At 46.8% G+C, this 15,214-nt stretch carries 13 protein-coding genes; 3 read left to right on the forward strand and 10 right to left on the reverse strand.

From position 1 onward, the window contains the following. Positions 1–26: 26 nt before the first annotated feature. The 5 genes from lepA to AC1XTG_RS20535 all read right to left on the reverse strand — a co-directional run bounded on the left by lepA (position 27) and on the right by AC1XTG_RS20535 (position 5,922). The gene (lepA, locus tag AC1XTG_RS20515; protein ID WP_056284121.1) at positions 27–1,814 is read right to left on the reverse strand and encodes a translation elongation factor 4; all 1,788 of its coding nucleotides are present in this window, start codon (positions 1,812–1,814) and stop codon (positions 27–29) included. Between the two features lie 143 nt (positions 1,815–1,957). Then, a complete protein-coding gene (locus tag AC1XTG_RS20520; RefSeq protein ID WP_484843239.1) occupies positions 1,958–2,971 on the reverse strand; it encodes a zinc-binding alcohol dehydrogenase family protein in 1,014 nt (337 codons plus the stop codon). Positions 2,972–3,008: 37 nt separating this feature from the next. Next, positions 3,009–3,797, reverse strand: coding sequence for an SDR family oxidoreductase (locus AC1XTG_RS20525; RefSeq protein ID WP_056284117.1), 789 nt, complete (start codon positions 3,795–3,797; stop codon positions 3,009–3,011). 35 nt (positions 3,798–3,832) lie between these two features. Beyond that, complete coding sequence (gene fucP, locus AC1XTG_RS20530) at positions 3,833–5,086, reverse strand: L-fucose:H+ symporter permease (RefSeq protein WP_484843240.1); 1,254 nt, start codon at positions 5,084–5,086, stop codon at positions 3,833–3,835. An 86-nt stretch (positions 5,087–5,172) separates the two neighbouring features. Continuing rightward, complete coding sequence (locus AC1XTG_RS20535) at positions 5,173–5,922, reverse strand: LytR/AlgR family response regulator transcription factor (protein WP_484843241.1); 750 nt, start codon at positions 5,920–5,922, stop codon at positions 5,173–5,175. Positions 5,923–6,167: 245 nt separating this feature from the next. Between AC1XTG_RS20535 and AC1XTG_RS20540 the strand changes: the two genes are divergently transcribed. Continuing rightward, on the forward strand, positions 6,168–7,769 hold the full coding sequence (locus tag AC1XTG_RS20540; RefSeq protein WP_484843242.1) for a tail fiber domain-containing protein: 1,602 nt from the start codon (positions 6,168–6,170) through the stop codon (positions 7,767–7,769). Positions 7,770–7,776: 7 nt separating this feature from the next. Then, positions 7,777–8,025, forward strand: coding sequence for a hypothetical protein (locus AC1XTG_RS20545; protein ID WP_056284103.1), 249 nt, complete (start codon positions 7,777–7,779; stop codon positions 8,023–8,025). Position 8,026: 1 nt separating this feature from the next. Here the strand turns inward: AC1XTG_RS20545 and AC1XTG_RS20550 are convergent, their stop codons facing one another. From AC1XTG_RS20550 to AC1XTG_RS20570, 5 genes are all read right to left on the reverse strand, one after another. Continuing rightward, positions 8,027–9,040 carry a cytochrome d ubiquinol oxidase subunit II gene (locus tag AC1XTG_RS20550; RefSeq protein ID WP_056284101.1) on the reverse strand — a complete coding sequence of 338 codons (1,014 nt, stop codon included), beginning with the start codon at positions 9,038–9,040 and terminating at the stop codon, positions 8,027–8,029. A gap of 97 nt (positions 9,041–9,137) precedes the next feature. Then, on the reverse strand, positions 9,138–10,445 hold the full coding sequence (locus AC1XTG_RS20555) for a cytochrome ubiquinol oxidase subunit I (RefSeq protein WP_484843243.1): 1,308 nt from the start codon (positions 10,443–10,445) through the stop codon (positions 9,138–9,140). Between the two features lie 71 nt (positions 10,446–10,516). Then, positions 10,517–11,518 (reverse strand): 3-hydroxyacyl-CoA dehydrogenase family protein, encoded by a 1,002-nt coding sequence (locus AC1XTG_RS20560; protein WP_484843244.1) that lies wholly within the window; start codon positions 11,516–11,518, stop codon positions 10,517–10,519. 102 nt (positions 11,519–11,620) lie between these two features. After that, the gene (locus tag AC1XTG_RS20565) at positions 11,621–11,818 is read right to left on the reverse strand and encodes a CsbD family protein (RefSeq protein WP_056284092.1); all 198 of its coding nucleotides are present in this window, start codon (positions 11,816–11,818) and stop codon (positions 11,621–11,623) included. A gap of 152 nt (positions 11,819–11,970) precedes the next feature. Further along, positions 11,971–13,239, reverse strand: a complete 1,269-nt coding sequence (locus AC1XTG_RS20570; RefSeq protein WP_484843245.1) for an AGE family epimerase/isomerase — start codon at positions 13,237–13,239, stop codon at positions 11,971–11,973. Between the two features lie 234 nt (positions 13,240–13,473). Between AC1XTG_RS20570 and AC1XTG_RS20575 the strand changes: the two genes are divergently transcribed. Next, a complete protein-coding gene (locus AC1XTG_RS20575) occupies positions 13,474–15,195 on the forward strand; it encodes a PHP domain-containing protein (protein WP_484843246.1) in 1,722 nt (573 codons plus the stop codon). The last annotated feature ends 19 nt before the right edge of the window (positions 15,196–15,214 follow it).

The raw sequence follows: 15,214 nt of genomic DNA on the forward strand, positions 1-15,214 counted from the left end.
GAGATAATTCTAAAACCCGGAATGCATTAATTGATCTTCAATACAGCCATAAACGCCTCCTGCGGGATCTCGACGTTACCAACCTGACGCATTCGTTTCTTTCCTTTTTTCTGTTTTTCAAGAAGCTTTCGTTTCCTTGAAATATCACCTCCGTAACACTTGGCCAATACGTCTTTACGCATTGCTTTCACTGTTTCCCGTGCAATGATCTTCTGACCTATCGCTGCCTGGATTGCAATTTCAAACATCTGCCGTGGGATCAGCTCACGCAATTTTTCGCAAAGCTTTTTACCCCATTCGTAAGATTTTGACCTGTGTACAATAGCAGATAATGCATCCACCGGCTCGCCGTTGAGCATCACATCCAATTTCACCATATCCGACTCCTGGTAACCTGCCAGTTCGTAGTCAAGGGAGGCGTAGCCGCGGGAAATGGTTTTAAGTTTATCAAAAAAGTCAAACACAACCTCAGCCAGCGGGATCAGGAATTGCAGCTCCACGCGCTCGGAAGTAAGGTAAACCTGATTTTTCAGGATACCTCTCTTGTCCATACACAAGTTGAGAATCGGACCGATGTAGTCCGACTTGGTAATAATCTGTGCATTGATATAAGGTTCTTCAATAACCTTGATATGATTTGGATCAGGCATCTCGGAAGGTGCGCTGATATTCAGGAGCTTGTCTTTTGTATTAACCACCCGGAACTGCACGGAAGGAACGGTCGTAATAACCGTCATATCGAATTCCCTTTCCAGCCTTTCCTGCACAATTTCCATGTGGAGCATGCCAAGAAACCCGCAACGGAACCCGAACCCAAGCGCAGCAGAAGTTTCTGGCTCCCATACAAGTGCCGCATCGTTTAGCTGCAGTTTCTCCATTGCTTCACGAAGCTCTTCAAATTCGCTGGTGTCAACAGGGTAAATGCCGGCGAAAACCATTGGTTTTACCTCTGAAAAACCAACAATAGCTTCTTTCGCGGGGCGATCAATATGTGTGAAAGTATCGCCTACTTTTACCTCTTTCGCAACCTTAATACCGGAAATCAGGTAACCTACATCACCACATTCCACGACTTGCTTTGGGATCTGCTGCAAGCCGAGGGTGCCGATTTCGTCAGCAATATATTCTTTTCCGGTCGCCATGAACTTAACCCTGTCGCCTTTACGGATACTTCCGTTTTTCACCCGGAAAATAACTTCGATACCGCGGTATGAATTAAAAACCGAGTCGAAAATCAACGCTTGCAAAGGTGCTTCGGGATCGCCTACCGGGGCAGGAATTCGCTCCACGATTGCATTCAGGATATCTTCAATGCCAATTCCCTCTTTTCCACTTGCAGGAATGATATCTTCCCGCTTGCAGTCAAGCAGGTCCACCATTTCATCCTTGATCTCCTCTGGCATTGCACCGGGGAGGTCAATTTTGTTGAGGACCGGAATGATCACCAGATCGTGGTTGATCGCAAGGTATAAGTTGGATATTGTCTGCGCCTCAGTGCCTTGTGATGCATCCACAAGCAGCAATGCACCCTCACAGGCCGCAATAGAGCGGGATACTTCGTATGAAAAATCGACGTGCCCGGGGGTATCGATCAGATTGAGGATGTATTCTTCTCCCTTGTAAATGTAGTTCATCTGAATCGCGTGGCTCTTGATTGTAATGCCTCGTTCGCGTTCCAGATCCATATTGTCCAGCAGCTGCGCCTGCATTTCCCGCTGCGTTACTGTTTTGGTAAATTCAAGCAGACGGTCGGCCAGGGTACTTTTGCCGTGGTCAATATGGGCAATAATGCAAAAATTACGGATTTTCTTCATGAAAATGGTTACTATTCAAATGCTTTGCGGTACAAACTCGGTTCAAAGCAAACACAAAATTACGAGGGGATTTAATATTTCAACTGCTTTTCTCAGGTAACTTGAAAGTATTACCGCGGTGAGGTGTTTTCAGGAAAATTGAGTTAGTCCAGCGACACCATCGCTTTGATCACTCCATTCGCAGGATCAAGCCAGCTTTCGAAAGTATCTTTTACCTCTCCAAAAGTGACCCGGTGCGTAATATATGTTTTCGGGTCAACCTGCCCGTTTTTCATATTTTTAATTACATGTTCAAAATCTTCCCGTGTTGCATTGCGGCTGCTCATCAATGTGGCTTCGCGTTTGTGAAACTCAGGGTGGCTGAATGTAATATCTCCCTTTTGCAGGCCCACAAGCACATAACTGCCTCCATGCGCAAGGTAGGTAAACGCCGTGTTGATGGCGCGCAGGCTTCCCGTCGCGTCGATGATCACGGTTGGCATTTCGCCATTTGTGATTTCTGCTAACCGTTCCAGAACAGGCTCAGTTAATGCATTCACGGTGTGTTGCACGCCGATTTTTTCACGACAAAAAGCAAGTCTGGCATCGTTGATATCCAATGCGATGACATTCCCGCCGGCTATTCTGGCAAATTCCATGGTACCCAGCCCGATTGGTCCTGCGCCTACTACCAGCACATTTTCACCTTCCCGAACACGCGCGCGCCGCACTCCGTGAGCGCCAATAGCCAGGGGTTCCACCAATGCAAGTTCGTCGAAGCTGAGGCCGTCGCCATGCACCAGGGAGTAGGAGGGCACCGAGAGGTACTCCACCATTCCGCCGTCAATGTGAACACCCGATACTTTCAAAGTAGCGCAGCAATTTGGCTTTCCATTCCGGCACGCAACACATTTCTGGCAATTAAAATAAGGTATGAAAGTGACAGCTTCACCGACTGAAAAATCATTACGATCTGTATTTACAACCTCTCCTGCCAGTTCGTGCCCCAGGATTCGGGGATAGTTGAAAAAAGGCTGCGTTCCTTCAAAGGCGTGCAGATCGGTTCCGCATATCCCTATTCGTCTGATGCGGATCAGCGAGTGACCAGACAGGATTTCAGGCTGTAAAGTATCCTGGTATTCAAAGTGGCCTGGTGTAGTGCAGACAAGTGTTTTCATTTGGCGAGGCGTCACTGAGTATTGGAATTAAAACAGATTAAGAATTGGCAAGCGCACGGTCCAGGTGTACATAGCCACCATCGACATAAATCAACTGTCCGGTTGTGTGGCTGGAACGCTCGGAAAGCAGGAATACTGTAGTATTTGCAATTTCTTCGGAAGTTGTCATCCGATTTTCGAGCGGAATATTGGCGGTAATGGAAGCTAACTTTTCAGCAGGATTTGGCAAAGTTTCAATCCAGCGTTCGTAAAGCGGCGTCCAGCATTCAGCTACAACAACTGCGTTGACCCGGATTCCGTATTTCAACAGTTCAACCGCCCATTCACGCGTTAATGCATTTCTTCCGCCATTGGCAGCGGCGTAAGCTGAGGTGCCTCCCTGGCCTGTATCCGCAGTTTTAGAGGTAATATTCACAATTGCGCCTTTGGATTGTTTCAATGCAGGCAAGGCATAATGCGCCATGAGATAGTAATGCACAACATTTTTATGCAAAGAGGCGATGAAACCGTTGTAGTCGCCATTTTCAAGACCAACACCGTCGTTTACACCTGCATTATTGACCAGGCCGTCGATCCGTCCGTATTTTTCCAAAACAGCTTTGACCGCCTTCTCAGATTCTTCCGGCTGCGTGAGCTCTGCAACAACCTGAAAGGAGGCGAAACCCTTCGAAGCGAGATCATCCACGATTTTCTGATTATCATCTGCATTCCGGCCTACTATAACCGGAATAGCGCCCTCTTTTGCCAAAACCTGCACGATCCCTTCGCCGATTCCCTTTGCGCCGCCGGTAACGATAACTACTTTATTTTGAAGCTGTAAATCCATATTGTTAAAGAATTCAGGTTAGTGGTTTCAGAAAATCAATGTGAAGTTCCGAGTGTGACCTTTTTGATAGAGTTATTTTTAATTGCAAAATAAAGAACAACCAGAAAGCACACCGCTGGAACAACGTAGGCGGTTTGGATAGAAGAAATGTCAGAAACCTGGCCCATTATAACGGGAAAGAAAGCGCCTCCGACAATAGACATAATCACAAGGGAAGAGCTAATTTTAGTCTTTTCACCAAGTCCGCGGATACTCAATGCAAATATCGTAGGGAACATGATCGACATGAAGAACTGTACGCCCACCAGCGCATATACCGCCGCCATTCCCGTAGTAGTGACCGCTACTGCGAGCAGGGCTACATTCAGAATACTATATAATGCAAGCAGTCGGGGAGGAGCAATGAAACGCATCAGGTAAGTGCCAATGAAACGGCCGATCATAAAGCTCAAAAACGCGCCGGACAGGAGGTACGCTGCGGTTTTTTCTTCTATCCCAGCCACTTTATCAGAAAAACGGATAAAAAAGCTGCTGATACAAACCTGTGCACCAACATAGAAAAACTGCGCGGTAGCACCCAGTAGCAGGTTTTTCTCGCCCCAAATGGAGCTACCGGCGGTACCTTCGCTTTCATTTTCGTCCTTGATTTCTGGCAGGGAAGTCCGCCAGATCAGCACTGCTACCAGCAACACAACCAAGCCAATTACTATAAATGGTACCTGCACGGAGGCGGCTTCTGCATTGAGATAGGAGTCAAGTGCTTCGCCGGACATGGCCTGTTGCTCTTGCTCCGAAAGTGTTTTGCCCGACAAGATGAAGGTGCCGCCCATCAAGGGTGCCAGAAATGCCGCGAGTCCATTGAAGGATTGTGCAAAATTCAGGCGCTGCGTTGCCGAATCAGGATCGCCTAAGACAGTTATATATGGATTTGCAGCGGTTTCAAGCATGGTCAGTCCGCTTGCAATGATGAATAATGCGATCAGGAAAAAGCCAAAATGGCGCATTTCGGCTGCGGGATAAAACAGGAATGTGCCAAAGGCAAAGAGCAGCAATCCAACTGTAATCCCAGCTTTGTAGCCGTATTTTTTCATAAACAGTCCTGCCGGGAATGCGATGAGGAAATAAGCAATGTAAGAGGCGGAGTCGATCAGGGCAGATTCAAAATCGCTGAGCTGGCATGCCTTCTTCAAATGCGGGATCAGTATTGGGTTGAGGTTGAGGGCAAAACCCCAGAGAAAAAACAGCGAAGTGATCAGGATAACAGCCAGCCGCGTTTTACGATCGTTCATAGGAGGTGGAATTTGAGTTCAGGAACGGGTGTAAAATAAAACAAAACAATTCAAAGGAATTATATTTTTTTACCCGCTAAACCAACCTACCTGATGTTCAGTTGTTGCTGTACCTCGTCTTTTCGCCGGCGGGAGACCTCCACCCGCGAGCCATCGGCGAGTACCAGGTATTCGTTATTGCTGCTGATACGAACGATGTATTCCAGGTTCACCAGATGCGATTTGTGCGTGCGGACGAACTTGAAATCCACCAGCATATCTTCAAAATGTTTAAGTGTTTTGCTGGCTATAAAGGTTTTATTGTCTTTCAAATGGATAACCGTGTAGTTCCTGTCGGCCTCAAATCTGAGGATCTCGCCAACCATGAAAAAGAAGATACCCTCGGTAGACGCAACTGCCAGTTTGAATTCCTTGTACTCCTTCTTTTCGAAGTTGCTGACCAGGTTTTCATATCGCTGGACTTTCTGTCTGGCCGAATCGCGTCTGAATAAATGCCTTCTTACTGCCACGACAAGATCCGCAGGATCAATTGGTTTTAGAAGATAATCCACGGCACTGAACCTGATCGCCTGAATGGCGTACTGGTTGTACGCGGTAGTGAAAATGACATTAAAGGAAGGTTTATCAATTGCTTTAAGAAGTTCGAAACCGTTCTGGTGCGGCATTTCGATGTCTAAAAAAACGAGCTCAGGGGAATATACCTGCAGCACACTCAGTGCTTCCGCGACGGAAGATGCAATTCTTAATTCCACGATTTGCGGTACATACTCGTGGATGTACTTATATAGAATGCTGCGCGACTTGAACTCGTCGTCTACTATCAATGCTTTGATCATGAGGGTAATATTTAGTTTGTTGATGGATGTGTACTTATTTCTAAGCACGTCCTGCAAGGTAAGTTGCTTGTGCCATCAGCGCCGATGGAATGTGCAATCGGCACTGATGGTTTATTTGGTGGATTGTCGATAGAGACGCGCCGATTTCCTTTTATTAAGTGGATTTGACCGGCAGCTAATCGGAATAACAGCTAGTGAAAGCATAGGTTAAGTTTGTCTGCTCATGTCAAACTCAATCGTCTTTTATGAAGCACCTTATCCGATTCGTCTTATTTTTCTTCCTCGCAGGCACCGTTCACGCGCAGGTACCGCAACAATTCAGCTTCCAGGGCGTAGCCCGGGACGCAGCCGGCAAAGTGGTTCAAAACCGTAACATCGGTCTGCGCATTTCAGTCAGGCCAACCACTGCACTCGGTAGCCCGGTTTATCAGGAAACACATGCAACGCAGACCTCTGCCAATGGAATTTTCAATATTTCGGTAGGAGCCGGCCTCGTACAAAGCGGTCAGTTTGCCGACATTAAATGGGACAGCGACAAATTTTTCCTGCAAGTAGAAATGGATCCGGATGGCGGAAGTAATTATATCAATCTGGGAGCGACGCAATTATTGAGTGTACCTTATGCATTGCACGCAGAAGAGGCGGGTAGGTGGAAGAATGATGATCCGGTAGTGCAACAGGGAAGTTACTCTAAAGGAAAACAATTGCCAATATTAGATTGGGAGCCTGGTAAAACCAAAATGTTGTGGTATCCACGTAAAGGTTCATTTCGCTTCGGATCCTGGAACGGGGAACACGTTTGGTCTGAACAAGGTATAGGTGACTTTTCCTTTGCTGGTGGAATTAACGCTGTTGCAAATGGCTATATGTCGTTTGCATATGGAGAAACCGTGAAGGCATCTGGACAGTTCTCCTTTGTATTTGGCTCGTCCTCAGAAGCGCTGCTCAACAGTATTGCTCTTGGCTTTGATGCAAAAGCGCTTGGTGAGTCTTCTATTGCCATTGGGGATAGAATACAAAGCCTCGGCTCCAAGTCAGTCGCTCTCGGTTATAATCTTCAGAGCAACTCGAAATACGGAATTAGCTTTGGATTAAGTAATGATATTTCAGATGCTGTTGACAATGATCTTAAACCAACTCATCGTTTATTTCAGATCGGAAATGGTGACGAGAATGTTGGAGGTGCGAGGAGAAATGCACTTACGATTCTGAGAAACGGTAATGTTGGGATTGGTAACAATGTCTTGAATCCAACTCACATTCTTGATGTAGGGCATAGAATTCGATTACGGAACAATCCAAATGGAATGACGGCTGGGCTTTGGCTCGATAATGATGCCGGTGCGCAGTACTGTTTTGTTGGTGGACTTGATAACAACCGGACAGGATTTTACTTTGAAGACGGAGGATGGATGTTTACAGTGCGAAACAATGGAAACACTTTCATCGCAGGAACTCTTACCCAAAACTCCGACCTCCGCCTCAAACGCGATATTCTCCCCATATCTGCCAACTTTGAAAAGCTATCTTCTATTTCCGGTAGGTATTATTACTGGAAAGATCCGCAGCGTAGTCAGGGTTTGCAAACGGGTTTGATCGCCCAGGAAGTGGAAGGTGTTTTTCCGGAGCTTGTTGAGACTGACAAGGATGGATATAAGTCAGTTAACTACATTGGCTTGATCCCGCATTTGCTGGAAGCAGTGAAGGAGTTGAAGCGCGAAAATGCACGGCTTGGCAGCGAGAACAAAAAGCTGGCCTCGGACGCGACCAAAATGGCTGACTTGCAGAAGAGGATAGAGGTAATCGAGGCGAGTTTGGTGCATTTACAAGCAACTTCATCTAACTAAGCGCGCTATGATTATTTTAATATGGATCTGCATCGTGGCAGATGTAGCGGCGGCGGTTTTCCTGCTTGTTACTTCCATGACTTCAAACCAGGATGCAGCAGGTGCAGGAATGGTGCTGCTGCCAGCTATTTTGCTGATCGGACTGGCTTTGCTCTCCTACTTTTTAATGCAGAAACAACACAATGGATGGGCATTTGTAACAAGCGGTTTTCCCGCGCTTATCCTGCTGTATCTGCTCTTTATTTCTGTAACCTGAATCAGGCGTGCTCCTGATACGGTTTGCTTTGGAAACTATAAATAAGGTAAAACAATGCAGGCAGGATAAACACACTGCCTAGCAGCAAAGCCATTCCAAGTGCCTGCATTGTTTTTTCCTGACCGCTGTGCTCTACGAGAGATAAGTACCCGTTTTTTAAAATAACGATATTGGGAAAGTGGCGGAAGGTGGTCGTAAGCAAAATCATGGTTACCTGAAAACCTGCAAGCGGGCGGAGGAGCCTGATCTTTCCCTGATAAAGCTGCTGCCACATATAAACAAGTGAAAGCGTAGCGGCCACAATGGCAATTCTGCCCACCCAATTGCCAAATACCCACTCAAACAAAGGTATGTTCTCAAAATAGGCAGCAGTGAATACCAGCGCGCCGCATACCACCGCAGCAATATTGAAAAACTGCGCCTTATGTGCGAAACGAAGCCTGTCATTTTCATTATCGGTTTCACCTATCAGGTATACCGAGGCCAGGAAGCCGCAAATTGCCACGGTAAACAGTCCAACCGCCACTGAAAACCAGTTAAGCCAACTCATAATATAAGCTTCCATAAAACTTCTTGCCTCTGGATTAATATGTCCTGAAACTGCACTTCCAGCTATTATCCCCAGGAACAAGGGTGTGATAAAACTGGAAACAGCGAAGATTGTATTGTAAATGCTCTGCATATCATCTACAACGGCATCATAATGCCGAAACGTAAAGGCAGTACCTCTCGCGATTATTCCCATCAACATGATCGTCAACGGAATATGCAGGAAGACCGACATGGTGGAATAGATCACCGGAAAGCCAACGAACAGAATCACGATTGCGATAATAAGCCACATGTGATTAGCTTCCCATATCGGGCCAATTGCAGAATAGAGCGTTTTCCGGGTGATTGCCTTGTTCTTTTTCGACGTAAACAACTCAATAATACCAGCACCAAAATCCGCTCCGCCCATCAAAAGATAGAGCAAGATCGATGTCCAGAGGAATGTGATGACGACGTAGAGCATTTTTAATGAGTGAATGAGTGAATGAATGTTTTAAGGAGTAAAGGGAGGATGGATGAAAGGGACGAAAGGGGGCAAATCAACATCCTCCCTTTCCTCCTTATTTATCATAAAGCGTTCCCACCATCTTAATCTGCCTGTAAAGCATGAATACCACGAAAATCGCAAGGGAGACGTACACTGCTGTGAATAGGTAAAATGAATAGGCGATGCCGGGCATGGGCGTTACTGCTTCGGCAGTTCGCATTACTTCGTATATAATCCAGGGTTGGCGACCCACTTCTGTAACTGTCCAGCCTGCTTCTACGGCAATGAATCCCAGCGGAGTGGCAAATACGAAGAGTTTCAAGAGCCATTTTGAACCAAGCCAGTCACGTTTTTTCCATAAAGCCAGAAAGTAAATCGCCGAGATCAGCATCATCGCCATTCCCATTCCCACCATAATTTGAAAAGCATAGTGGGTAATTGCGACTGGTGGATGGTTTTCTGGTTTGATCTTGTCAAGACCTGTTACTTCCGACTCAAAATCGCCATGAGCGAGAAAGCTCAGAAAACCAGGGAGTTTGATAGCATACTTAACTTCTTTGGCCTCTTCGTCAGGAATTCCACCGAGGATCAGTGAAGCAGATTTTTCAGTTTTGAAATGGGCTTCCATAGCGGCAAGCTTCGCAGGCTGTCTCTCCGCTACGTCCTTTGCGGAAATGTCGCCGCTGAGTGGTTGCAGAATGGCGGCTGCACAGCCAAATATCGCCGCAATCTTAAATGATTTTGAATGGAAAAGTACATTGTTACCCCGCATGATCATCAATGCATGCACACCCGCAACTGCAAAGCCTGTGGCTACGAAAGCAGCTATCGTCATGTGGAGCGCCTGCGAGAACCATGCTTTGTTAAACATGGCCTGGATCGGGTCAATGTTCAGGTACTGGCCGTTTACAAAATCAAACCCGGCGGGACTGTTCATCCACGCATTTGCAGCTACCACCAGGATCCCCGATGCAAGGCCGCTTACTCCGACAATCACGCCTGTAAACCAATGGAACCATTTGTTAAACCTGTCCCAGCCGTAAAGAAAGAAGCCTAATGCAATCGCCTCAATAAAAAATGCCGTTCCTTCGAGAGAAAACGGCATTCCGAAAATGGGTCCTGCGTGCTTCATGAATTCCGGCCAGAGCAGCCCCAGCTCGAAACTTAGCACCGTGCCCGAGACTGCACCCGTTGCAAAGAAGATAGCGACGCCTTTGCTCCATGCTTTGGTAACATTCTTGTACACAGGTTCGCCAGTCCGCAGCCAGTAAAAGTGAGCAACTGCCATGAAAAATGGCATCACCATACCAATGCAGGAAAATATAATGTGAAATCCCAGAGATAGGGCCATTTGGGATCTCGCAGCAATGAAATCGTCCATTTGGAGTAGAAATTAAGGTGCTTCAAAGCTAGTGAAGTATCCCCTAACTACCGCCTTCCAGCTGAAAAGAATCACGACTCCTCCGATTCCGAAGATTTATTTTTCTCGGCCAGTCTGCGCTTCACAATGTCTGCGGGGTATTTCAATGCCAACTCCCTGATCTCGTACGTAAATTCCTTAAAAGTCTCTTCCCAAACCGCTGCCTCGCCGGGTTCGTACTCGTAAAATCCATGTGAGTTGAGGATACCTTTGCCGCCTTCACGCACTACTTTATCAATAAGCTCAGGCACTTCGGTACTGTTATTCAGCGTTGGCAACAGGTTTTTCATCACGGTATGATAGGCAGGTACGCCGGTAAGGTCCATCCAGCGGAAAATTCCCACCATTGTCATGAAGTAGCCCGCGTTGTTCCGGCACGAGCGGTCCACATCCTCTATCGTCGCATATCCGTTCTCGACCAGGCTGATCGCCTCCCGGTACATCGCGTACATCAGTCTGTTGGTTATAAAGCCGGCGATATCTTTCCGCACCAGAATAGGTTCTTTACCCCATTCATGCGAAAGTTCATACAAGTATTCGCCGTATTTAATGTCTGACTGATCGCCGCAGATGATTTCCAGAAAACGCGTCGTATGTGCTGGCTCTGTCCAGTGCAAGCCCAGAAACCGCTCGGGGTACTGGGTGAGTTTTTGTAACTCGCTGATCGGAATGGCAGACGTGTTACTGGATAGTATCGCATCGGGTTTGATCACCGCCTCAATCTTTTGGTAAACCGATCCTTTGACGTCAATATTTTCAATCGTGCACTCATTCACGAGTTTGCAAGGATGCAGCACACTGTAATCTTCCGTGATAATCAGCCTTCTGAGGTAATATTCCGGCTCATTCTCGATCAGCCCATTCTCCCAGGAATTCTGTAAATGCTCCCTGATCCTTCTTTCGGCATGATCCATATCTGCACTCAGCGGTGCTACCGCGGCGACCTGATGTCCCGCGATCAGCAAGCAGGTTACAATGCTGCAACCCATTAAACCCAGGCCGACAATGCCGACAGGTATTTCATTCGTGTTCATAAACAGCAGAGTTTAGGTACTTTAATCTCGGTTTTTAAAACTGCTATATACGAAAAAAGCCCCGGAATCATTGATCCCGGGGCTCTTACCTGTTTCAAAAAACTATCTTGACCAGCTGTTCACTTCTGATTCAACTTCCTCTCTGGTCTTACCTAGTTTCTTCTGAAGTTTTCCAAGAAGTTCATCTTCTTTTCCATCTTCATATAACAGGTCGTCGTCAGTCAAATCTGCATATTGCTGCTTGAATTTTCCTTTAATCTCGTTCCAGTTTCCTTTTACTTGTTGTGTGAATGCACTCATGACTTTGGTTATTTAGTTTGAAAAATACTTATTAACGTCAGTTGAAAAAGCAGTTTCAAGAACTGTACCAAACATCCTGAGACTTAACAGGGCACATTTTCAAATCTTATTTTGAGAAAGAAATTCCCGCAACTGTCCAATTTTTTCTAAGATCAGGAATGGATTAGCTTGTCAAGGCGCACGATACCCTGGACCATCGAGCGCACTGAATGGTAGTTTACCTTCCACGAATGGCTCATGTGTTTCCAGATCGGCTCGCCCTGGCGCGTAAGTAACGGCAGCCACTCGCCAACTTCCGAATGGATCATGTGGTCAAAAACAAAACGATGGGTTGCGTCGTAGGCTTTCAGGTATTTTTCGTCGCCATAAACACGGTATGCATCCAGCATTCCGATAATGACCTCTGCCTGCTGCCAGAACTCTTTTTCCCGATCGTAAACCTCGCCAGCGTGCGAGCCTTCCACATACACTCCGCCAAATTCCCAGTCGATACCATGCTCTACCGCGTGATCGAAGGACGCCAGTAGTTGTTCCCGGTAATCATCGTAAGAAATGCCGGCAATATCCAGCGCATGCATCAGCAGCCACGCAAACTCTACATTATGTCCGTAGCTTGTATTATCTTCCGCGGAGCTCTTCATACCATCTTCACTAAACCGGTCCCAACCCCAGATAATGTCGAATTTGATCTGCGGGGCCACCGTCCAATCTGCCCAGAATTGCGGAATACCCGTTTTATAAACCGGGTGCATGATCTTGTTGATCAGCAATTGTATAATTTCCAACAGCTTGCGTTTGTGTACCTGCTGCTGGCTTGCTTCATATAAAGTTGTAAACGCTTCCATTAAATGCATGTGCGCATCGAGCGTCTTGCGGTCGCCGCCTGCCGGGCCCGGACCTTTCAGATCCCAGTTGCGGTGGAACATTTCGAAGTATCCGCCATAGTAAGTATCCGCACCATGTTTTTGAAGCAGGTCAAATACCTTCTCCGCATATTCCAGTCCGCGCGGGTCACCGGTTGCAAGCGTGTACTCGGCAAGACTGTACATGGCGAAACTATGGCCATAGATGATCTTTTCGTCGATTTTTACATTGCCTTTGCGGTCCATTAACCAGTAAAAACCGCCATGTTCCTTGTCCCACATTTTATCAATCAGGAAATCGACGCCGTGCCTGGCTATTTCAACGTATCTTCCCTCACCATATCCGGCCCGGTGTGCAGACGAGAATGTGAAAACGGTCCGGGTTTGCGCGATTAATGATTTTTCGTCTTCACCTGAGTCATTTCCTGCATTGTCGAAGTGTGTGATAAAACCGCCATTTTCTTTGTCAACACACCTGTTTTCCCAAAATGGCAGAAGTTCGTTCGTTAAGTGGTTGTGGATTTCGGCTCGGTAGCTTTTTAATTGTTCAATGTTCATCGGGTATAAAAAGGTAAGTTTTTTGATTTAACTGCTGTTTTGTTCAAATGGGCTATCTGCCGGAATTTATTGTATTAAAACAACCCATTACCCCGCGCAGGCCAGATCTACTAGGTAAGTCAGACCGATAAAATAACTACTGAGGCGCATTCGACGGAGAGGTAAGCAGCAATTGATTTGCAAATGCTGGTACATACTTTTTAATTCGCAGAACATTCTTTTGATATACTTCCTATGAGCAATTCCGAAATCGTCGAGATCCTTGAACTTACTGCCAAATTGCTCGAACTGCACGGTGCAGATCCGTTCAAAATCAAAGGCTATTCGGTAGCTGCATTTTACCTTGACAAATACAAGGAAGGTGAGCTACGGAACATGAGCGAGGCTGAACTCACCAAATTGCAGGGCGTAGGAAAAAGTACTGCGGCCAAAATCGCGCAGATTGCTCGCACTGGCACATTCTCCGAGCTGGAAGAACTCATCAGCAACACGCCGCTGGGAGTAATGGAGATGTTTAATATCAAAGGAATTGGTCCTAAAAAAATTGCTGTACTCTGGAAAGAGCTCGGCATTGATAACCTGCACGAACTGGAACTTGCGTGCCTCAATGGAGCTGTTGCAAAGCTGAAAGGATTTGGAGGTAGTATCCAGCAAAAGATACTCGACTCGCTCGCTTTCCTGAAAGATCAGGCCGGCAAGCTTAGAATGGATAAGGCGGAGGCGGTGGCCAATGCGATCATTGCCGAGTTAAGGAAAACGTTTGAGCCGGTAGAAGCAGCAGGTGATATCCGCCGCAAGTCCGAGATTGTAGATACCATCCGCATTTTGGCAGTGACTGATTCGCCGGCTTTGTTACATAATACAATTGGCGAAATTGACTTTCTCGTGCAAAATGAAAAGCAATCTTCTCCATTCGTCTGGCGGGGTAATGTGCAGGATGTAGCAGTGGCTGTTGAAATCGTGGCTGTAAAACCTGAACGCGCAATTAACGAGCTGTTTCTCGAAACCGCTGACGCAGAACATCTGGGCTTTCAAAATGCTTCCGGTACTTCCATCTGGCGGCAGGCTTATTACGAAAGTGCCGATTCCGAAGCAGCCATTTATGAGAAAGCAGGCTTCCCTTATATAGTACCCGAAATGCGCGAAGGAGCCGAGGAATTCATCTGGGCCGAAAAGCACAAGACCGAAGACCTGGTAACCTGGGACGATCTTCGCGGTATCCTGCACAACCACAGTACTTACTCGGATGGTCAGCATACTTTGGAGCAAATGGCAGTACACTGCCGCGACCTTGGTTTTGAGTACCTCGGCATTGCCGATCACTCGCAAACGGCGGTTTATGCACAGGGACTTACCATTGAACAGGTAATCAGCCAGCACCAGGAAATTGAAAAACTGAATGCCCGCTTTGCTGCTGAAAACCCGACCAAACCATTCAAAATTTTAAAAGGCATTGAATCCGATATCCTCGGCGACGGTTCTCTCGATTATCCGACCGATATCCTCGCATCCTTCGACTACATTGTTGCTTCCGTCCACAGTAACCTGACGATGTCACAGGAGAAGGCGACGGCGCGACTGCTAAAAGCCATTGAAAATCCATATACCACGATACTCGGTCACCCTACAGGCAGGCTCTTGCTATCCCGGGAAGGTTATCCCATTGATCATAAAGTGATTATAGATGCCTGTGCCGCAAATCAGGTAGTAATAGAGATCAATGCATCGCCTTGGCGGCTGGACATTGACTGGCGCTGGATTTCCTATTGTATGGAAAAAGGCGTGTTACTAAGCATCAACCCCGACGCCCACGCCATGGAAGGCTACCAGGATATGCACTACGGAGTAGCCAACGCCAGAAAAGGCGGGTTGACAAAGGATATGACGTTTAATGCATTTGACCTGGGGAAAATGGAGGAGTATCTGAGGAAGAGAAGAGAAGGAGTGAGGGCGTAAATTTTGAACTTCAAACCTC

This window comes from Dyadobacter sp. HNCC25DJ183 (assembly GCF_056895175.1).

What these genes read in the sequence shown, in the direction of transcription:
- AC1XTG_RS20545 (WP_056284103.1), top strand. Translation starts at nt 7,777, where the DNA reads ATGATTATTTTAATATGGATCTGCATCGTGGCAGATGTAGCGGCGGCG.
- AC1XTG_RS20565 (WP_056284092.1), bottom strand. Translation starts at nt 11,818, where the DNA reads ATGAGTGCATTCACACAACAAGTAAAAGGAAACTGGAACGAGATTAAA.
- fucP (WP_484843240.1), bottom strand. Translation starts at nt 5,086, where the DNA reads ATGAACGATCGTAAAACGCGGCTGGCTGTTATCCTGATCACTTCGCTG.
- AC1XTG_RS20520 (WP_484843239.1), bottom strand. Translation starts at nt 2,971, where the DNA reads ATGAAAACACTTGTCTGCACTACACCAGGCCACTTTGAATACCAGGAT.
- AC1XTG_RS20525 (WP_056284117.1), bottom strand. Translation starts at nt 3,797, where the DNA reads ATGGATTTACAGCTTCAAAATAAAGTAGTTATCGTTACCGGCGGCGCA.
- AC1XTG_RS20560 (WP_484843244.1), bottom strand. Translation starts at nt 11,518, where the DNA reads ATGAACACGAATGAAATACCTGTCGGCATTGTCGGCCTGGGTTTAATG.
- AC1XTG_RS20550 (WP_056284101.1), bottom strand. Translation starts at nt 9,040, where the DNA reads ATGCTCTACGTCGTCATCACATTCCTCTGGACATCGATCTTGCTCTAT.
- AC1XTG_RS20535 (WP_484843241.1), bottom strand. Translation starts at nt 5,922, where the DNA reads ATGATCAAAGCATTGATAGTAGACGACGAGTTCAAGTCGCGCAGCATT.
- AC1XTG_RS20575 (WP_484843246.1), top strand. Translation starts at nt 13,474, where the DNA reads ATGAGCAATTCCGAAATCGTCGAGATCCTTGAACTTACTGCCAAATTG.
- AC1XTG_RS20540 (WP_484843242.1), top strand. Translation starts at nt 6,168, where the DNA reads ATGAAGCACCTTATCCGATTCGTCTTATTTTTCTTCCTCGCAGGCACC.
- AC1XTG_RS20555 (WP_484843243.1), bottom strand. Translation starts at nt 10,445, where the DNA reads ATGGACGATTTCATTGCTGCGAGATCCCAAATGGCCCTATCTCTGGGA.
- lepA (WP_056284121.1), bottom strand. Translation starts at nt 1,814, where the DNA reads ATGAAGAAAATCCGTAATTTTTGCATTATTGCCCATATTGACCACGGC.
- AC1XTG_RS20570 (WP_484843245.1), bottom strand. Translation starts at nt 13,239, where the DNA reads ATGAACATTGAACAATTAAAAAGCTACCGAGCCGAAATCCACAACCAC.